General features: G+C 63.1%; 16 protein-coding genes. 5 read left to right on the top strand and 11 right to left on the bottom strand.

What is annotated here, in order from left to right; genetic code table 11:
- Positions 1-33 precede the first annotated feature (33 nt).
- Entirely contained in the window at positions 34-615 is a 582-nt protein-coding gene (locus tag WBR68_RS15905) for an SCO family protein (protein WP_050448194.1), read from the bottom strand.
- Between the two features lie 85 nt (positions 616-700).
- Complete coding sequence (locus WBR68_RS15900) at positions 701-1,588, bottom strand: SURF1 family protein (RefSeq protein ID WP_230694700.1); 888 nt, start codon at positions 1,586-1,588, stop codon at positions 701-703.
- Between the two features lie 36 nt (positions 1,589-1,624).
- On the opposite strand from WBR68_RS15900, the gene WBR68_RS15895 reads away from it, so the two are divergent.
- Positions 1,625-1,825, top strand: coding sequence for a twin transmembrane helix small protein (locus tag WBR68_RS15895; protein ID WP_006392373.1), 201 nt, complete (start codon positions 1,625-1,627; stop codon positions 1,823-1,825).
- A 333-nt stretch (positions 1,826-2,158) separates the two neighbouring features.
- Here the strand turns inward: WBR68_RS15895 and WBR68_RS15890 are convergent, their stop codons facing one another.
- The 5 genes from WBR68_RS15890 to coxB all read right to left on the bottom strand — a co-directional run bounded on the left by WBR68_RS15890 (position 2,159) and on the right by coxB (position 6,331).
- Positions 2,159-3,034: a cytochrome c oxidase subunit 3 gene (locus tag WBR68_RS15890; RefSeq protein WP_050448183.1), complete on the bottom strand. Its 876-nt coding sequence runs from the start codon at positions 3,032-3,034 to the stop codon at positions 2,159-2,161.
- Between the two features lie 38 nt (positions 3,035-3,072).
- Positions 3,073-3,297, bottom strand: a complete 225-nt coding sequence (locus WBR68_RS15885) for a DUF2970 domain-containing protein (protein WP_050448184.1) — start codon at positions 3,295-3,297, stop codon at positions 3,073-3,075.
- A gap of 9 nt (positions 3,298-3,306) precedes the next feature.
- Positions 3,307-3,432 carry a cytochrome oxidase small assembly protein gene (locus WBR68_RS15880; RefSeq protein ID WP_230694699.1) on the bottom strand — a complete coding sequence of 42 codons (126 nt, stop codon included), beginning with the start codon at positions 3,430-3,432 and terminating at the stop codon, positions 3,307-3,309.
- A 30-nt stretch (positions 3,433-3,462) separates the two neighbouring features.
- Positions 3,463-5,070 (bottom strand): cytochrome c oxidase subunit I, encoded by a 1,608-nt coding sequence (gene ctaD / locus WBR68_RS15875; protein WP_050448185.1) that lies wholly within the window; start codon positions 5,068-5,070, stop codon positions 3,463-3,465.
- 103 nt (positions 5,071-5,173) lie between these two features.
- Positions 5,174-6,331: a cytochrome c oxidase subunit II gene (coxB, locus tag WBR68_RS15870; RefSeq protein ID WP_050448186.1), complete on the bottom strand. Its 1,158-nt coding sequence runs from the start codon at positions 6,329-6,331 to the stop codon at positions 5,174-5,176.
- Between the two features lie 300 nt (positions 6,332-6,631).
- Here coxB and WBR68_RS15865 point away from each other — a divergent pair, with 300 nt between their 5' ends.
- The gene (locus WBR68_RS15865) at positions 6,632-7,438 is read left to right on the top strand and encodes an NUDIX hydrolase (RefSeq protein WP_050448187.1); all 807 of its coding nucleotides are present in this window, start codon (positions 6,632-6,634) and stop codon (positions 7,436-7,438) included.
- Between the two features lies 1 nt (position 7,439).
- Here WBR68_RS15865 and WBR68_RS15860 read toward each other — a convergent pair whose 3' ends face one another.
- The gene (locus tag WBR68_RS15860) at positions 7,440-10,073 is read right to left on the bottom strand and encodes a cation:proton antiporter (RefSeq protein ID WP_230694698.1); all 2,634 of its coding nucleotides are present in this window, start codon (positions 10,071-10,073) and stop codon (positions 7,440-7,442) included.
- Between the two features lie 188 nt (positions 10,074-10,261).
- Between WBR68_RS15860 and cpdA the strand changes: the two genes are divergently transcribed.
- Complete coding sequence (gene cpdA, locus WBR68_RS15855; RefSeq protein WP_050449644.1) at positions 10,262-11,098, top strand: 3',5'-cyclic-AMP phosphodiesterase; 837 nt, start codon at positions 10,262-10,264, stop codon at positions 11,096-11,098.
- A 302-nt stretch (positions 11,099-11,400) separates the two neighbouring features.
- Here the strand turns inward: cpdA and rpoH are convergent, their stop codons facing one another.
- The 3 genes from rpoH to fghA all read right to left on the bottom strand — a co-directional run bounded on the left by rpoH (position 11,401) and on the right by fghA (position 14,094).
- Entirely contained in the window at positions 11,401-12,285 is an 885-nt protein-coding gene (rpoH, locus tag WBR68_RS15850; RefSeq protein ID WP_050449645.1) for an RNA polymerase sigma factor RpoH, read from the bottom strand.
- Positions 12,286-12,439: 154 nt separating this feature from the next.
- Positions 12,440-13,129, bottom strand: coding sequence for a hypothetical protein (locus WBR68_RS15845; RefSeq protein ID WP_230694697.1), 690 nt, complete (start codon positions 13,127-13,129; stop codon positions 12,440-12,442).
- A gap of 98 nt (positions 13,130-13,227) precedes the next feature.
- On the bottom strand, positions 13,228-14,094 hold the full coding sequence (gene fghA, locus WBR68_RS15840) for an S-formylglutathione hydrolase (protein ID WP_050449647.1): 867 nt from the start codon (positions 14,092-14,094) through the stop codon (positions 13,228-13,230).
- 230 nt (positions 14,095-14,324) lie between these two features.
- Here fghA and WBR68_RS15835 point away from each other — a divergent pair, with 230 nt between their 5' ends.
- Positions 14,325-15,083, top strand: coding sequence for a hypothetical protein (locus WBR68_RS15835; RefSeq protein ID WP_050449648.1), 759 nt, complete (start codon positions 14,325-14,327; stop codon positions 15,081-15,083).
- Positions 15,084-15,440: 357 nt separating this feature from the next.
- Positions 15,441-20,180, top strand: coding sequence for a glutamate synthase-related protein (locus WBR68_RS15830; RefSeq protein ID WP_050449649.1), 4,740 nt, complete (start codon positions 15,441-15,443; stop codon positions 20,178-20,180).
- Positions 20,181-20,186: the final 6 nt, after the last annotated feature.

Below are 20,186 nucleotides of genomic sequence, written 5' to 3'. Positions count from 1 at the left end.
CCCCATAGGGTGCCGGTGGCGGGCAAAGAATGCTTAACCAATGCGCGAGTTATAGACCAGCTTGCTGATGTCCTTGCGCACCTTCACGCCATCCGCCTGGGCAGGGTACTGCATCATCAGGTTGCCCAGCGGGTCGATCACCCAGATCGGGTCCTGCAAGCCCGGCTGCCCGGCGGCGGTATCGCGGGCCAGCAGGTAGTGCGCAAGCTGGTCCGGGTTCACGCGCAGCATGACGGTGCCCTGATAGGCATCCAACACCTTCTGCGGCACCGGCGCGTCGTCGGTAATGAACCAGACGCGGGCCAGGCGATCCACGTTCTTGCCCTGGCTGGCGTGGGTGTTGCGCGTAATGTAGAGCTTGCGAGCGCAGCTTTCCGGGCATTCCGCGCCATCGGCCGCCACCAGCAGCCACTTGCCCTTCAAGCTTTGCAGGTCGAACGGCTTGCCGTCCAAGGTCGTCAGTTTCAGTTCGTTGGCGGCGGGCATGGGGCGCTGCGGCGACACCAGCGTGCCGTAATTGCTGGACTCGTCCGGCCACCATTGCGGGTTCATGTACACCACGAAGGCGGCCACGATGGGCGCCAGCGAACACAGGAACACCAGCAGCATGGGCATCAACGAACGCTTGCGTGCGGGTGTGTGGGATGAGATGTCGCGAGCCACGTTATATCCTGGAAGAGTCATTCATTGATGCGCGCGCTCAGGGCCTTGCGCCCTGTCCCGCGCGCTGGCGCATGCGCTTGATGGCGCCCCCCAGCACCACCAGCCATGCGATGGCGGCAATCAAGCCGAACGCGAACCACTGGACCGCGTAAGACGTATTCTTTTCAAAATCCACGGACGGCTGGGGCCAGTCACGCACCAGACCATCGCCGTCGGCCTGGCTGAGCTGAGTGGTCTGGCTGGTCTGGCTGTTCGGGCTGTTCGGGCTGCTCTGAGCGTTCGAACTGCTCTGAGCGTTCGCGCTGCTCTGACCGCTCTGCGCCAACACGACGGGCAGCAGGTTCAGCCCCGTCGCACGCGCATAAGCGTCCAGCGGCAAGTTTTGAACCTGCGGCACCTTGCCGTCCGCGACCGGCAGCGTGGCGGGCAGGGCCGATTGATCCTGCCCACCAAGCGACCACAATTCAAACAGGCGCGGCACACGTTCGGCCATTTCGCCGGTGACGGTCTGCGGGCCTTGCGGCGTGGCCGGCAACGCGGGTTCGCCCCGGCCGGGCATGGCCCGAGGCAGCCAGCCGCGCAGCACCAGTACGGCCTGACGCGAAGACCCATCCAGCAGCAGCGGCGTGGCCAGCCAGTAGCCGGGCCGCCCTTCGTGGTTGCGGTTGTCCAGCAGTACACTGAATTGCGGTTGCCACACGCCCGTGGCCTGAGCCACACGCCAGGGCGTCAAATCGTCAGAAGGGGTGGCGGGTGTCAACAACACCGGCGCTTGCTTGCGGCCCGCTTCGATAGCGGCCAGAATGGCGCGTCGCTCATCGCTGCGACGCAACTGCCACTGCCCAAGCGACACCAGAATCACCACGGCGATGCCAAGCAGAAGTAGGGCGGTTACCGTGTAGCGTGTTGAATGCGGTCGGGCCATGTATCGTTGCTAACTCTGTTTTGTCCGGAGACCACCATGCGCGTTTTCGTCGTACTGGCCTTCATCGGAATTCTGGCCAGTCTGGCATCCGCCCTGGTCTATCTGATGCGGGACAAAGGATCCACCAACCGCACCGTCAATGCGCTGACGGTGCGCATCGGGCTGTCGGTCGCCCTGTTCCTGTTCGTGCTGTTCGCCCATCACATGGGCTGGATCGAAAGCACGGGCCTGCGGTGATGGGTATGGCTATGGCTATGGCAACGTAGGATGGGTGAAGCGCGCTGGATTCACCGCAAGAACCCCAACACCCAACGCGCGTAACCCATCACGCAACGCCACCCAATCAACAAGCTTTGCCACACCGCAGCCTTCCGTTGGAGGGCTTGCACCGCTTCACCGCTGCTTGATGGGTTGCGCGCGATTATCGACAGGGTTCTTGCGCAGGAGTTCCCGCGCTTCACCCATCCTACGATGTCCGGCTGCTGCAACCTCGCCACGTAGGATGGGTGTAGCGCGCCGGATTCACCGTAAGAATCCCGGCATCAAGCGCGCGTAACCCATCACCCAACATCAGAACCAATACACAAACAAATACAGCCCCAGCCACACCACGTCCACAAAGTGCCAATACCAGGCCGCGCCTTCAAATCCAAAGTGATGGTCGGCGGTAAAGTGGCCCCGCATCAGGCGTATCAGGATCACCGTCAGCATCGTGGCGCCCAGGATCACGTGGAACCCGTGAAACCCGGTCAGCATGTAGAACAGCGAACCGTACGCGCCCGAGTTGAATTTCAGGTTCAGTTCGGTATAGGCGTGGTGGTATTCCGCGGCCTGACAGGCCACGAAGATGAAACCCAGGATGACCGTGGCGGCCAACCAGAACATCGTCTTGCCGCGATGGTTTTCGCGCAGCGCATGGTGGGCGATGGTCAGCGTGACGCCCGAGGAAAGCAGCAGCGCGGTGTTGATCGTGGGCAGCCAGAACGGGCCGACCGTCTGGAATTCCTCGACCACGCCGGCCGGTCCGAAGTTGGGCCACGCGGCCTTGAAATCGGGCCATAGCATCAGGCGGTGATCGATGTCGCCCAGCCACGGCGTGGTGATGGTGCGCGTGTACCAAAGCGCGCCAAAGAAAGCCGCGAAGAACATCACTTCCGAGAAAATGAACCAGCTCATGCCCCAACGGTAAGACCCGTCGATGCGCTTGCTGTTCAGGCCGGCTTCGGATTCCTGGATGGCGTCGCCAAACCAGTAATACAGCACCACGATCAAGCCGATGAACCCCGCCAGGACAGACCACTTGGCCCAGTCGACCCCGTTGATCCAGGCCGCGGCGCCCAGCCCCATGAACAGCAGCGCCACCGCCGTGCGTACGGGATGACCCGAGTCGGCGGGCACAAAGTAGTACGGTGCCTCTTTACCTTGAACCGAGTGGCTTGCACTCATGGCTTTCTCCCTGGTACAGATTTATAGAATTAAGTGATTCAAGTCAGGCTGGAAACGGCCCAACGCACAATTAAAACCAGCACAGTTACGAAGATTGCCGCCGCCAGCAGCCCCGCCACAATCACGTGCACCGGGTTCAGCTTGGCGATGTCTTCCTGGTGGCCAGACCCCTTGCGCACACCAAAGAACCCCCAAGCCACCGCCTTCATGGTCTGAAGGAAACTCAGCTTGCGCCGGGAGGTTTCGTGCAGATCGTCGCTCATGGCCTGCGCCTAGCTGACCGCGTTGCCGGTCAGCAGGGCTGAACCGCGAAACACGGTCCAGCCGAACACGGCAATGACAAAGGCCACGAGGACCCATCCTGCAATCTTGTTACGGCGGCGCTGCTCGGGTGTCATTGCTGTGCTACCTGAAACGTGGAAGACGGTTTATTTGACTTCGGGCGGGGTTTCGAAGGTGTGGAACGGCGCGGGCGAAGGCACCGTCCATTCCAGCCCTTCGGCGCCTTCCCACGGCTTGGCGGCCGCCGGTTCGCCCTTGCCCATGTAGCAGCGCACGATCGCCCACAGGAAGATCAGCTGCGACAAGCCGAACCAGAACGCGCCAATGGTGGCCATCTGGTGGAACGTCGTGAACTGCGCGGCGTAGTCGGCGTAGCGGCGCGGCATGCCGGCCAGCCCCAGGAAGTGCATCGGGAAGAAGGTGACGTTGAACGAAATCAGCGTGGACCAGAAGTGCAGCTTGCCCAGCTTTTCGCTGTACATGCGGCCCGTCCACTTCGGCACCCAGTAGTAGGCGCCCGCGAACAGCGCGAACAGGGAACCCGCCACCAGCACGTAGTGGAAGTGCGCCACCACGTAATAGGTATCGTGCACCTGGATGTCGATGGGCGCCACCGACAGGATCAGGCCGGTGAAGCCGCCCATGGTGAACACGAAGATGAAGCCGATCGAGAACAGCATCGGCGTTTCGAACGTCATCGAGCCACGCCACATGGTGGCGACCCAGTTGAACACCTTCACCCCGGTCGGGATGGAGATGAGCATGGTGGCGTACATGAAGTAAAGCTGGCCGGTTACCGGCATGCCCGTCGTGAACATGTGGTGCGCCCACACGATGAACGACAGCACGGCAATCGACGCGGTGGCGTACACCATCGAGGCGTAGCCGAACAGTTTCTTGCGGGCGAACGCGGGCACGATGGCCGACACGATACCGAACGCCGGCAAGATCATGATGTAGACCTCGGGGTGCCCGAAGAACCAGAACACGTGCTGGTACAGCACCGGGTCACCGCCGGCGGCGGCGTTGAAGAAGCCCGTGCCGAAGTGGCGGTCGGTCAGCACCATGGTGATGGCGGCGGCCAGCACCGGCATCACGGCCAGCAGCAGGAAGGCGGTGATCAGCCAGGTCCAGCAGAACAGCGGCATCTTCATCAGCGTGAGGCCGGGCGCGCGCATGTTCAGGATGGTCACGATGATGTTGATTGCGCCCATGATCGAGGACGCGCCCATCAAGTGCATCGCGAAAATGCCCAGGTCCATGCCCGGACCCATCTGCAAGGACAGCGGCGCATACAGCGTCCAGCCCGCGGCGGTGGCGCCGCCCGGCACGAAGAACGATGCCGTCAGCATGATGGCGGCCACCGGCAGCAGCCAGAAGCTGAAGTTGTTCATGCGCGCGAACGCCATGTCGGATGCGCCGATCTGCATCGGGATCATCCAGTTCGCAAAGCCCACGAAGGCCGGCATGATGGCGCCGAACACCATGATGATGCCGTGCATGGTGGTGAACTGGTTGAACAGTTCGGGGCGGAAGAATTGCAGGCCCGGCTCGAACAATTCGGTACGCAGCAGCAAGGCAAGCGTGCCGCCTTCCAGCAACATGGCAAACGAGAAGATGAGATACATCGTCCCGATGTCTTTATGGTTCGTGGCGAAAAGCCAGCGGCGCCAACCGGAGGGGATGGCGTGGTGGTGGTCATCGTGACCGTGGCCGTGGCCCGGCGACACGTGGTCTACAGTGACGCTGCTCATGATGGACTCCTTCCTGCTGAGTGCCGGCCCCGATCCACGGGACCGGCAGGGTATCTCTAACTAAACGGAACCGGTTCTATCGGTGTAGGCGTGGGGTGCGCGATCAGCGCGCAGCCGCAACGTCCTTCGGTAGAACCGTCGGGTCCTGCCCCTTGCCTGCATTGCTCCAGGCATGGCGTGTATAGCTGATGACCGCTGCGATCTCGACATCATTGAGCTGCCCGCCAAATGCCGCCATGGCGGTGCCGGGCTTGCCCTTGAGCACGGTGTTGATCTGGGCCGCTTGGGGACCCAGAACAACCTTGTCTCCGTCAAGCGGTGGGAAGCTGCCCGGAATGCCCTTGCCGTTGGCCTGGTGACAGGCTACGCAATTGGCGGCGAAGACTTTTTCGCCACGGGCAACCAGTTCGGCTTCCGTCCACTCTTTATTGGGATCGTCGGCGTTTGCCGCCATCTTCTTCTTTTGGTCTTCAACCCACTTATCGTAGTCGGCTTGCGCCAGGACTTCGACAACGATGGGCATGAAGGCGTGGTCTTTGCCACAGAGTTCCGCGCACTGACCTCGGTAGATACCCGGGGTGTCGGCACGGAACCAGGCGTCGCGCAGGAAACCAGGGATGGCATCCTGCTTGACGCCGAAGTCGGGAATCATCCAGGAGTGGATGACGTCGGCCGCGGTCAGAACGACGCGGACCTTTTTATCCACCGGCACAACCATGTGGTTGTCCACTTCCATCAGATAGAACTGGCCCTTGGGCTCGCGGTTCTCGATCTGTGCGCGAGGCGTGGCCAGCGTGGACAGGAACTTGACGCCGGCGGCGGAGCCGTCGAGGTATTCGTAGCCCCACTTCCATTGATAGCCGGTGACCTTGATGGTGAGGTCGGCGCTTGAGGTGTCCTTCATGGCCACCACCGTCTTGGTGGCCGGCAAGGCCATGGCGATGACGATGATGAAAGGGATGACCGTCCAGGCGACTTCCACGCCCAGATGTTCATGGAACGTCGCGGCCTTGTGCCCGCGAGATTTGCGGTGCGCCCAGATGGAATAGAACATCACCCCGAACACACCGATGAAGATCACGATACAGATCGTGAGCAACAGCCAGTGCAGCCACATGATGTCGCGCGAAATCGCGGTCACACCTTCATGCAGGTTGAGCTGATTGACCTTCGGGCCGCCGGGCATGTCTTGCACCTGAGCACCGGCCACGCTGCCAATCAGCATCGCACAAGCCCCCAGTATCCCTCTCCACTTCTTCATGCTTACCTCGAAACACGGCGCGAGGGCCCTTGTCGCCTAGTGGCACGAGTGTCACTTCAACAGGACTACGCGCAATTATTAGATGGCAGGGTTAAGCAGGGAGATAGAGCGGCCCCCGCGTTCCCACTCGAAATCACAAAGAAACTGGCGGATTATAGCGGACACGCAAATAGATGTAAGACAGGGCTCTTGAATAAAAAGGCCTCGCCCCCATCTGCGCCGCCCCAAGCTTCGGCCCTTGACGCGCACGCCAAACCGTGTGGCATAAAATCGTCGGCAACCTCATCACCACACGCCACGATGCCCAAGCAGTTGCCCGACTTGTATGCCGACCTGTGCGCCCGCGCGCAGGAAGCCGCCCCCGAAGGCGCGCACGCTTTATATATAGCGGGCCGCCGCTGCGGCTGGGCCACGCATGCCGCCTGCGACGCACTGCGCGATGCGCCCGGCATCGTCTGCGACGACGCCGCGCTGCACATCGGCGCGCACCTTAGCCCCGGCGCCGCACTGAACGCCGTGCTGGAAAATACCGCGCAACTGTTGCGCCAAGCCAACTGCCTGCGCGGCTGGCGCGACGAGCTGCTGGACGTGATGGATGGCGACGACGCGTTGGGCGTCATCGAGCGCGCGGCGGTTCGCCCCCTGGGCCTGCTGACCCACGCGGTGCACCTGAACGCCTGGACCCCGGACGGTCGCATGTGGGTGGCGCGGCGCGCGCTCAGCAAGTCGACGGATCCCGGTATGTGGGACACACTGGTGGGCGGCCTGGCCGGCAGTGGCGAAGACCTTGAGCTGGCGCTGGTGCGAGAATGCGGCGAAGAAGCGGGCCTGGACGCACCTGACCTGGTCAACCGCACGCCGTTGCGCACCATCCTGCGCATACATCGTCGGCTGCCCGAGGGCTATCAGGTGGAAGACGTGCTGACCAGCACCTGCGTGTTGGCGCCCGGCGTGCGGCCCGCCAACCGCGACGGTGAAGTCATGGAGATCGCCACCGTCGACGTGCCCACCGTGCTGCGGCAGATCGCCGACGGCGAGTTCACGCTGGAGGCGGCGCTGGTGATCGTCGAAGACATCATGCAACGCCAGGCCGCCGGCCAGATCTGAATCAGCGGGACGCTGTTCCCGGCGCATCGGTCGCCGGCTCATCCAGTTCTCGCGCCACGCCCGCGGCTTCGGCCGCTTCCGCCGCCTGCGCCGGGCTTGGGGCCGAGGCGGGGGCGGGCGTTGCGGCGGGCGCCGCCTGCGCCGCCTGAGAAAACTGCTTCCACACTTCGATCGCGCGCAAGCGCTGCTTGGCCACGACCTGGATACGTTCGCGCAGATTCTCGTCACGGGCCAGCAAGGCATGAAAGTCGCGCGACGACAGCATCAACAGCTTGCTATAGCCCAACGACGTGACCTCCGGCGTAATGTTCTTTTCGCCCAGCAGGGCAAGTTCGCCAAAGAATTCGCCGCTGCCCAGCTCGATCAGGGTGTTGTCGGGCAGATGCACCGCCACGGCGCCCGACGCCACGAAGCACATTTCCTCGCCATGCCGGCCTTGCGTCAGCACGCGCTGGTCGGGCAGCGCCAGACGCGGCTTGAGCAGCTTGCTGATGGCACGCAGCGAATCCGGCGACAGCCCCTCGAACAACGGCACGCGCTTGATCAGCTCGGCCGCGCTCATCTCGATATCCAGCGGCGGATGCGAGTCGATATGCGCCCAGCGGCTTTTCAACTGCGCCATCAGGTCAGCGTAAACCTCCCCACTGATCAAAAACTGCTCAAGCATGTCGCGGTAGCGAATACGCTCGAGTTCACGCGCAACGCGGCCCAGATAGCTTTCCTGCAGCCATTGTGCATAAGCTGGGTATTGCAGGTTCAGCGCCTGCAGGGCGTTTTCGATCAGGTCGAGCCGGCGCTGGTGCAAGGCCACAATGCGCTGGGTCGCCTCTTCGCCCAGCAAAGGCGTGATCTGTTCCCGCGCGAACACAATCAGCCGTTGCGCTACGGAGCGCTTGCTCATCAGATTGGCGAAGCGCTGGCCCAGCTCTCGCGCCAGCCAGCCCTGGAAACCAAACAGGTAATGCATGCGCAGCGCCAGCCGGAAGCCGGTGGAATAGCGCACGTCCTGCACAATGGCGCGCTCAAAACCAGGCACGCCACCCAGACGGATGGCGTCTTCCAGACGCTCGGCGCGCGCCAGCAGCGTCTCGGCCATGCGCCAGTCCACGATCTGCGCCTTCAGGATGTCGAAAAACATTTCCTCTTCGCGCTGCGCCACGATGGCCAGGCCCACGGCTACGCGCTGCTCGTCACTCATCTGGCTGACCTGGCCGTCGTGCACGCTGGTCAGGCTGGCGTCGAACACGGCGCGGATGCGGTCGCGCACTTCATTGCCGATGTGCTCGGTCTTGGCCACTTCATCGGTTTTGTCCTGCAGGTCTTCCAACGCCACAGCCAGCGCCTGGTTGCGGATGGTGCGCTCCACCGACGACAGTTGGTTCAGGCCCAGCATGCGGATCAAGGGCCGCAGGCTGATGCCATTGATGAACAGCGTCAGCAGCACATAGCTGGTGGTTGCCACCGCGATGAACTGGCGCGCCTCTTCCGGCACGCCGGTCTGCTCGGTCACCGCCAGCGCCAACGCCAGCGACACGGCGCCGCGCAGTCCGCCCCACAGCATCACCACCTTGTACGGGTTGCTGACCTTGGTGCCCAGGCGCGTCAGCCCCAGCAGGGGCAACAGGCCGAAGACGACGATCGCGCGCGCCACCAGGGTCGCGACGAACACCACGGCCACCAACAGCAGTTCCTGCCAATCCGCGGCCGCCATCAGCTTGGGGATCAGCATTGCCGCGAACAGGAAAATCAGGGAATTGGCCCAGAAGCCGAATTGTCCCCAGGCGCTGGACAAGTATTCAAAGGTGGTGGGCGACATGCGCGTGCGGCCGGTGGAGCCCACGACCAGGCCCGCGATCACGGTGGCCACCACGCCCGACACGTTCAGATAGTGTTCCGAGATAAAGAAGGACAGGTAGGCCAGCGTCAAGGTCAGCGTGATCTCGGCCGTGGGAAAGCCGCGCAGCCAGGCGAACAGAAAGCAGGCCAGCCGCCCCATCGCAAAGCCCGCGACGCCGCCGCCGATAAAGTGCACGATGAAATCGTTGAAAATGCCGCTGACGGTCAGTTCGCCATGGCCGCTCAGCACGGCCAGCAGCACGGAGTACAAGGCGATGGACGCGGCGTCGTTGAACAGGCTTTCGCCTTCGACCAGCGTTGTCAGCCGCTTGGGCGCGCCCACTTCTCGAAAAATACCCACCACGGCGACCGGGTCCGTCGTGGCCACAATGGCGCCCAACAACAGGCAGACCACCAGGCCGTAGGGCGAAATCGCGTCCAGCGTCACCCCGACCACCACGGTACACACCACCACGGCCACAATCGCCATCATCAGAATGGGGCCGATGTCGTCCATCAGGCGGCGCACATTCATGGCCAGCGCGGTCTCGAACAACAGCACCGGCAGGAACACCATCAGGAAGGTTTCGGACGAAATCTCGAAGCGTTCCAGTGAATCGAGAAAATCAGCGATCCAGCTGGGTGCCCAACCATGGACGTGGATGATGATGCCAAGCAAACACCCGACAATAGCCAGCAATACCGAATAGGGCAGCTTGAGCCGGCCAGCCAGCGGCGGCATAAAGCAAACCAGCGTGAGCAATCCGGCCAAGCCGAATACGAGAAATCCTACATCCATGGGTATTGCCACGTCCCGAGCAGTGAGAGGTGCGACAAGAATAGCGGCATTTTTCAGTGAGGCAGGCTAGGAAACTGTAGGGAATCGTAGAGAATGCACGTTTCGTTACCCTAGGTGCCGCGGCTGATACGCGCCGCGCCCTGTTTTTTGGGTAATGTGCAAACGTACAAACTACGCAGGAGCGGCACTTGCCACGCGTCCACTCTCTGGCCCGCCGTCACGACGCGCCCGCCATGCTGGTCCAGTTGACCGACAGCCATTTGTTCGGCGAACCCGACACCGCGATGCTGGGCGTCAATACCGACGCGAGCCTGCGCGCGGTGCTGCGCCAGATTGAAGCCGACGGCAAACGGCCCGACCTGCTCCTGGCCACGGGCGACTTGTCGCAAGACGGCGAGGCCGCCGCCTACCGGCGCTTTGCAGCGATTTTGGGTGAAGCCGGCGGTTTGTCGGGTGCGCAGATCCGTTGCCTGCCCGGCAACCACGACCAGCCGGCCGTGATGCGGCAAGAACTGCCGCAATGGTCAGTGCCCGTGACGGATGTGGGCGCCTGGCGCGTCGTGACTCTGGACACCACGGTCCCTGGCTCCAATGCCGGCCACTTGTCCGACAGCCAGTTGGACATGCTGGAAGCGGCGCTTGCGGCCGAGCCCGGACGTCACACCCTGATTGCCATGCATCACAACCCCATGCAGATCGACAGCCATTGGCACGACTCGATGATGATCGACAACCCGCAGGCGCTGTTCAAGCGGCTGACGCGCTGGCCGCAGGCGCGCGTACTGCTGTGGGGCCACGTCCATCATGAATTCGACCGCCGCCGCCACAACCTGCGCATGCTGGCCACGCCATCGACCTGCTTCCAGTTCAGCATTCGCGACGGCAAGCATGTGGTCGACAACCTGGCGCCAGGCTACCGTTGGATCAAGCTCTATCAGGATGGATCAATGGCCACGGGCGTGCGTCGCGTGCAGGACGCGTTGTGGCATACGGCGCTGGCGCCGGACGACGCGCAAGCCGCATAAAAATCGGGGCACCAGATATATGAATATATGTGGTGCCCCGCAAGCATCCGTCTCATAGGGGAGGGGAAAGAGGAGAAGCCGAGACGGATGGCAAGACTGCAAACTAGCTAAAGTTCGCGGTCTACATGAACTTAGGCGGCGCTCTCTTTATTAAGTTTCTGCAAGAGCCCGAAATTTGCCGGCGAATTTGTATCAATTTATTGGCGCCGTTATTGGCAGGGTGGCACGCGGAAACGCTGGGCAAAGAAAAGGGCCGCTTGCGCGGCCCGAGTCAGATATCAGCCAGCCGATCGGGAACCGAATCAGGAAGCCAGATTGCCGCGCATCTTCTTTAGCGCCGCGGCTTCGATCTGGCGGATGCGTTCGGCGGACACGCCGAACTCTTGCGCCAGTTCGTGCAGCGTGGCGCCGCCATCATCCTGCAGCCAGCGCGCTTCAACGATGCGGCGCGAACGGGCGTCCAAGGCATCCAGCGCGCTGGTCAGGCCAGTGCTTTGCAGTTGGTCGCGCGCGGCGCGTTCCAGCACCCGCGTGGGCTCCTGGCGGCCGTCGTCGGACAGGTAGGCGATGGGCGCATAGCTGTCGTCATCGTCATCCTGGTTTTCCAGCGACATGTCGCGGCCGGACAAACGCACTTCCATTTCGCTGACATCTTCGCGGCGCACGTTCAGTTCGCTGGCGATGTGGTCGACTTGGTCGGGGTCCAGCGTCTGGCCGTCGGGACGCATGCTGCGCAGGTTGAAGAACAGCTTGCGCTGGGCCTTGGTGGTGGCCACCTTGACCAGACGCCAGTTGCGGATGATGTATTCGTGAATTTCGGCCTTGATCCAGTGCACGGCAAACGACACCAGGCGCACACCGCGCTCCGGGTCGAAACGCTTCACGGCTTTCATCAGGCCAACGTTGCCTTCCTGGATAAGGTCGGCGTGGGGCAAACCATAGCCCAGGTACTGGCGCGCCACCGACACCACCAGGCGCAGGTGCGAAAGAATCAGTTCGCGCGCGGCACCCAGGTCTTCCTGGTCGCGCAGGCGACGGCCCAGCTCGGTTTCACGCTCGGCCGACAGAACGGGCAAGCGGTTGACGGTAGAAATATAAGCGTCGATCGTGCCAAGTGCGCCCGGATTGGCAATGGCCAACGCCAGAGCGTTGCCAGACGCGGCCAACGAGGTACTGGGTTGCTTCATAGCGGGGGTCTCCGGAAAGCGAGGGGATAGCGACATGGATTCGATGTTAGCACTCTAGTAAAGGGAGTGCTAATACGACTATTGCGCCGCGTCAAAGTTTCAAGTTTATGGCGCGTCCCCATTTTTTCTGACGCACCGATCAGGCCAAAAGGCGCTACCAGCCCAGACGCTTCAAACCCTCTGCCGTGGCCTCTCCATCCGGCCGGATGAACAAGGCGCCGCGCGGGTCCATGAACACCTGGTACTTCGCGCCGTCGAACATCGGCATGTAGGCGGCGCTACCAAATTGGACGTCGACGAAGGGGAACCAGTTCGGAAAACTCTTCTTCAGGGATCCGAGATCGGGTGCGGGCCAATCGTCCAGTGCATGGACGGACCGCGTGCCAGTCGCTTCCCGCGCGATGTCGCTGTGGCGGCCGGACAAGCGTTCAAGGCGATACAACGGCGGCACGCCCGCCATCAGCGCCGGCAGCTTCCACCGCACGACCCGGGCGTCGATCTGCCATTGGTCGCCATACAGCACGTATTGCTTGGGCTCCGTGCCCGGCCCGGTGGCGGTCAGCTGAAACTGCCCTTCGGCCTGTTGGCGAATTTCGACCCGGGCCACGGATTCGTCCGTAGTCAGCTTGTAAAACTGCACCAGCGACAAGGCCAGCAGCCCGGAAACACATCCCAGCAAGACCAGCATCAGGCCGAACAGGCGGCGTACCGGACGAAACTGGAACATCTTGCGGCCGCGCTCGTCACGCGGGCCGCCGCGGCTCAGCAGCATGACAAGGCCGGGCAGCAGGACGACGAGGGCGCCCAGAAGAATCCAGACGAAGGGAGCAATACCGTTGATCAAGTCAGGCGTTCCTATATAGCGCACCACGGCTGATAGCCCGATGCGCCCAGAGCGCCGCGAGCCTGCCGCGGCAGGCTACCCAGTATAGAAGCGGGCTTTCACCCTGCCGGTTTTCCAAGCCGCTCGACGTGAAACCGGATGTGATCTTCGATGAAGGTCGAGATGAAGTAATAGCCATGGTCATAGCCGGGCTGGCGGCGCAGGGTGAGTGGCTGGCCGGCGGCGGCGCAGGCGGATTCGAACACCTCGGGATACAACTGCTCGGCCAGGAACTGGTCGGATTCTCCCTGGTCGATCAGGATGCCGCCCGGAAAGGGCTGTTTCATCCCCTGCATCAGCGAAGCAGCGTCGTACGCGGCCCAGTCGGCGGGGTTGTCGCCCAGGTAGGCGCCGAATGCCTTCTTGCCCCAGGGGCACTGGCTGGGCGCGGCGATCGGCGCAAAGGCCGACACCGAACGGAATTTGCCCGGGTTGCGCAGCGCCAATACCAGCGCGCCGTGGCCGCCCATGGAGTGGCCGAAAATACCGGTGCGCGACGCATCGCCCGGCAATGTGCCGCCCGTGACGATGGCGTGCAGTTCTTCGGTCACGTAGCTGTACATGCGGTAGTGGTCGCGCCACGCTGGCGTGACGGCATCCACATAGAAGCCCGCGCCAGTGCCCAGATCCCAGCTTTCGTCTTCGCCAGGCACGTTGGCGCCGCGCGGACTGGTGTCTGGCGCAACAAGCATCACGCCCAATTCCGCCGCCAGGCGCTGTGCCCCGGCCTTGATCATGAACGTCTCTTCCGTGCAGGTCAGGCCTGCCAGAAAGAACAGCACGGGCACGGGGCCTTGCTCGGCTTGGGGCGGCACGAAGACCGAAAAGCGCATGGGCAGGCCGATCTGGGCGGACTCATGGCGGTAGTAGCGCTGCGTACCGCCAAAGCAGCGATGCTGGGAAATGAGCTCCAGGGCCACGGGCATGGACGTTCTCCGGTCGGGGGGATGAAAAAGCGAAGACGGGTTAGGGTATATCCACGGTACGACGTTCCGTCGCCGAATGTTAACCTGCGCTGCATACCGGCCGGACGACAAAAAAAAGCGATTCCGTGCCCATATTGTGATCGCGGTACTTGACCAGCGCCCATCGTGGCACTATTTATATACCGTGAGCGAAGACAACCCGTTCTTCCAGATACGCAAGCCCTGACACTATGGCCCGTCTGCCCCGTCTGTACGCCCCTGGGCTGCCCCAACTGGTGCAGGCCAACTTCATTTCGCCGCTGGCCGCGCCGTCTCAACCCGCGCCCGCCGACATCCTGAACCAATTGGCCACCTGGCTGGGCGAATCCGCTCAACGCCATCGAGTGTCTGTCCACGGCTGGCTGTTGGCCAACGACCGCATCCTGCTGTTGGCCACTCCCGCCGACGAAGAAGGTTTGCCTCGGTTGATGCAGACGCTGGGCCGCAACCTGGCCGCTCGCCTGCGCGGTGGCCGGGTCTTCGCGGGGCGTTACCGGTCCGCCTTGCTGGAACCGGGCGCCTGGGTGCTGCCGGCGCTGGTCTGGCTGGAAACGTATCCCGTGCGCAGCGGCGCCTCGCAAGATCCTGATTCATGGCCATGGTCCTCGGCGGCCAGCCACACCGGCAACACCACGGCCGCGCCCGCGCAATGGCAGTCCGACCACGCGGACTACTGGGCTTGCGGCAACACGCCTTTCGACCGTCAAGCCAACTACCGCAAACGCTTGCAAGACGGCTTGTCGCGGGAAGAGTCCCAGCGCATTGATCAAGCTGTATCCGGCCAGTGGGCATTGGGCGGGCCCAGCTTCATTGCCAGCCTGGCGCATACCGCCAGCCGGCGCGTGGCACCGGGCCAGCGCGGTCGGCCGCGCAAGAAACCCGCCGCTGCAACGGAATCGGATTCGCCCGCGACCCCGCCGCCCAGCAACAACCCTCCGGCAACTTCTTGAATTTCCAAACCCGCCTGCCTGGCGGGTTTTTATTTGACGCCCTTTGTGGACCTGGACTGCCCCCGGCTGTGCATTTTTCGCCACAGGCGATGGCGCACATGCGCGCCAAAAAATGGGGACGCATTATTCGAAAAAGATCGATTTTGGTGCAGACTCGGATCGCCTCGCGCTCACCCCTGCGCATCGCCCCAGGAATGGCGCGGACCTTAATATGTCCCCATATTAATGCCCTATGATGGATCATCAATATAAATAGGGTCATACCCTGTTTGTTTTTATTGCACCCTACCCTCGGTGGGGGTATTGTCCGTCTCCTGCACTGCAACATTACGACGCAGGCTCACTGCGGAGCGCGCCATGCCCCAAATTACCCCGATCGAATCCTGTCCCACGCCCAAGGCCACCCCTATCGATGCGTCCCGCATCGGTCTGCCCGCGGCCCAGGGTCTGTACCACCCCAAGAACGAGCATGACGCCTGCGGCGTTGGATTCGTTGCGCACATCAAGGGCAAGAAAAGCCACGCGATCATCCAGCAAGGCCTGAAGATCCTTGAAAACCTGGACCACCGCGGCGCGGTTGGCGCGGACAAGCTGATGGGCGACGGCGCCGGCATCCTGATCCAGATCCCCGACACGCTCTATCGCGACGAACTCGGCCAGCAAGGCATCATCCTGCCGCCTCCGGGCGAATACGGCGTGGCCATGGTGTTCCTGCCCAAGGAAACCGCCTCGCGCCTGGCTTGCGAGCAAGAGCTTGAACGCTCGGTGCGTGCCGAAGGCCAGGTCGTGCTGGGCTGGCGCAATGTGCCGGTGGATGTCGACATGCCCATGTCGCCCACGGTGCGCGATTGCGAGCCCGTCATCCGCCAATTGTTCATCGGCCGTGGCGCCGACGTGATGGTGCCGGACGCGCTGGAACGCAAGCTGTACGTCATTCGCAAGACCGCCAGCCACGCCATCCAGGCCATGCATCTGGCCCACGGCAAGGAATACTTCGTGCCGTCGGCATCGGTTCGCACCGTGGTCTACAAGGGCCTGCTGCTGGCCGACCAGGTTGGCCGCTACTACCGCGATCTGGCCGACCCCCGCACGGTGTCCGCCCTGGCGCTGGTACACCAACGTTTCTCGACCAACACGTTCCCCGCCTGGCCGCTGGCCCACCCGTACCGCATGATTGCCCACAACGGCGAAATCAACACGGTCAAGGGCAACTTCAACTGGCTGCGCGCCCGCGAAGGCATGATGCAATCGGCCGTGCTGGGCGACGACCTGAAGAAGCTGTACCCCATCGTCTATGAAGGCCAGTCGGACACCGCCACGTTCGACAACTGCCTGGAACTGCTGGTGAATTCGGGCTATTCCCTGGCCCACGCCATGATGATGATGATCCCGGAAGCCTGGGAACAGCACACGCAGATGGACGAGTCGCGCCGCGCGTTCTACGAATACCACGCCGCCATGATGGAGCCGTGGGACGGCCCCGCCGCCGTCGCGTTCACCGATGGCCGCCAGATCGGCGCCACGCTGGACCGCAACGGCCTGCGCCCCGCCCGCTATCTGGTCACCGATGACGACATGGTCATCCTGGCGTCCGAAGCCGGCACGCTGTCGATTCCGGAAAATCGCATCGTCAAGAAGTGGCGCCTGCAGCCGGGCAAGATGTTCCTGATCGACCTGGAACAAGGCCGCATCATCGACGACGCCGAAATCAAGCTGCAACTGGCCAATAGCCGCCCGTACCGCCAATGGATCGAGCGCCTGCAGATCAAGCTGGAATCGCTGCCCGCGCCGCGCCAGACCGCCGTTGCCACGCAGTCGGCCGTGTCGCTGCTGGACCGCCAGCAAGCCTTCGGCTGGACCCAGGAAGACTACAAGTTCATCCTGGAACCCATGGCGTCCACCGGTGAGGAAGTGATCGGCTCGATGGGCAATGACGCCCCGCTGGCCGTGCTGTCCGACCGCGCCAAGCCGTTCTACAACTATTTCCGCCAGTTGTTCGCGCAGGTCACGAACCCGCCCATCGACCCCATCCGCGAACAGTTGGTGATGTCCTTGGTGTCGTTCATCGGCCCCAAGCCCAACCTGCTGGACATCAACAACGTCAACCCGCCGCTGCGTCTGGAAGTGTCCCAGCCGGTGCTGGACTTCGCCGCCATGGCGCAGATCCGTGACATCGAACAGGTCACGGGCAAGAAATTCCGCAGCTTCGAACTCGACATCACGTACCCCGCCGCCTGGGGCTCCGAGGGCATTGAGGCCCGCGTGGCCGCGCTGTGCGCGCGCGCCGTCGATGCCGTGCAAAGCGGCTACAACATCCTGATCGTGTCTGACCGCCTGGTCGACAGCGAGCGCGTGGCCATCCCCGCGCTGCTGGCAACGTCCGCCGTGCACCAGCACCTGATCCGCGCCGGCCTGCGCACCAACACCGGCCTGGTCGTGGAAACCGGTTCCGCGCGTGAAGTGCACCACTTCGCGCTGCTGGGCGGTTATGGCGCCGAAGCCATCCACCCGTACCTGGCGCTGGAATCGCTGGGCAAGATGAATGACCCCGAAAAGGCGGTCAAGAACTTCATCAAGGCCATCGGCAAGGGCTTGAACAAGGTCATGTCCAAGATGGGCATTTCGACCTATATGTCGTACACCGGCGCGCAGATCTTCGAAGCCGTGGGCCTGCAAAGCAAGCTGGTGGACAAGTACTTCACCGGCACGTCCTCCAACATCGAAGGCATCGGTATTTTCCAGGTGGCCGAAGAAGCGCTGCGCCAGCATCGCGCTGCTTTCAGCACCGACCCGGTGCTGGCCAACGATCTGGACGCGGGCGGCGAATACGCCTACCGCGTGCGCGGCGAAGAGCACATGTGGACGCCGGATTCCATCGCCAAGCTGCAGCACGCCTCGCGCGCCAACAACTACCGCACGTACAAGGAATACGCGCAGATCATCAACGACCAAAGCCGTCGTCACATGACTCTGCGCGGCCTGTTCGAGTTCCGCTTCGACCCGACGCGCGCCATTCCGCTGGATGATGTGGAACCTGCCAAGGACATCGTCAAGCGCTTTGCCACCGGCGCCATGTCGCTGGGTTCGATCTCGACCGAAGCGCATTCGGTGCTGGCCGTGGCCATGAACCGCATCGGCGGCAAGTCCAACACCGGTGAAGGCGGCGAAGACGAACTGCGCTACCGCGCCGAAATGCGCGAAGGCAAGAGCACCATCAAGGACGGCGACACGCTGGCCTCGCTGCTCGGTTCGGACCGTATCGAAGCCGACGTTGCGCTGAAGAAGGGCGACTCGCTGCGTTCGAAGATCAAGCAGGTGGCCTCGGGCCGTTTCGGTGTGACCGCCGAATACCTGTCGTCCGCCGACCAGATCCAGATCAAGATGGCCCAGGGCGCCAAGCCCGGCGAAGGCGGCCAGTTGCCCGGCCACAAGGTGTCGGAATACATCGCCAAGCTGCGCTATTCCGTGCCGGGCGTGGGCCTGATTTCGCCCCCGCCGCACCACGACATCTATTCCATTGAAGACCTGGCCCAACTGATCCACGACCTGAAGAACGTGAATTCCAAGGCCTCGGTGTCGGTCAAGCTGGTGTCCGAAGTGGGCGTGGGCACGGTGGCCGCTGGTGTCGCCAAGGCCAAGGCCGATCACGTTGTGATCGCCGGCCATGACGGCGGCACGGGCGCGTCCCCGGTGTCGTCCATCAAGCACGTGGGCACGCCCTGGGAACTGGGCCTGGCCGAAACGCAGCAGACCTTGGTGCTGAACCGCCTGCGCAGCCGCATCCGCGTGCAGGCCGACGGCCAGATGAAGACCGGCCGCGACGTCGTCATCGGCGCGCTGCTGGGCGCCGATGAATTCGGTTTCGCGACGGCGCCGCTGGTGGTGGAAGGCTGCATCATGATGCGCAAGTGCCACCTGAATACCTGCCCGGTGGGCGTGGCCACGCAAGACCCCGTCCTGCGCAAGAAATTCCAGGGCAAGCCGGAACACGTCGTGAACTTCTTCTTCTTCATCGCCGAAGAAGTGCGCGAAATCATGGCGCAGCTGGGCATTCGCAAGTTCGACGACCTGATCGGCCGCGCCGATCTGCTGGACATGCGTTCGGGCGTGGAACACTGGAAGGCGCAAGGCCTGGACTTCGCCCGCGTGTTCCATCAAACGCAGTCGGATGCCGACGTGCGCCAGACCGAAGAGCAGGACCACGGCCTGGCCAACGCGCTGGACCACCAGTTGATCGAACGCAGCCGCCCCGCGCTTGAGCGTGGCGAGAAGGTGTCGTTCATCGTGCCGGTGCGCAACCGCAACCGCACCATCGGCGCCATGCTGTCGGGCGCCGTGGCCTCGCGCTACGGCCACGACGGCCTGCCCGACGACACCATCCACATCCAGTGCAACGGCACCGCCGGCCAAAGCTTCGGCGCGTTCCTGGCGCACGGCATCACGATGGACCTGGTGGGCGAAGGCAACGACTACGTCGGCAAGGGCTTGTCGGGCGGCCGCATCATCGTGCGCTCGCCCAACGACTTCCGCGGCTTCGGCCCCGACCACATCATTGCCGGCAACACCGTGCTGTACGGCGCGTTGGCGGGCGAAGCGTTCTTCAACGGCGTGGCCGGCGAACGTTTCGCGGTGCGTAACTCGGGCGCGGCCACGGTTGTGGAAGGCACGGGCGACCACGGCTGCGAATACATGACGGGCGGCACGGTCGTGGTGCTGGGCGCCACGGGCCGTAACTTCGCGGCCGGCATGTCGGGCGGCGTGGCCTATGTGTGGGACCCGGAACGCACGCTCAAGCACCGCGTGAACCTGTCCATGGTGGAACTGGAAAGCGTGGCGCCGCATGCGGAACAGCAAGCGCTGAACAACATCGACATCTGGCACAGCGCGCAGCGCGGTGGCGAACGCGAGACGGATGAAACCATCTTGCGCCGCCTGGTGGAAGACCACTTCCGCTACACCGGCAGCTACCGCGCCCGCGAAATCCTGGGCGACTGGGAAGCCTCGCGCGGCAAATTCGTAAAGGTCATGCCGACGGACTACCGTCGCGCATTGGGTGAAATGTGGCGTGCGGCCAATCAGCAACAATTGGCTGCGTGAGGAATA

The sequence above is a fragment of the Achromobacter sp. JD-1 genome (assembly GCF_038594925.1).
Lineage (GTDB): Bacteria > Pseudomonadota > Gammaproteobacteria > Burkholderiales > Burkholderiaceae_B > Achromobacter > Achromobacter spanius_C.
Note: the sequence above shows the minus strand (reverse complement) of the source record. Positions and strands in the feature narration are given on the sequence as shown.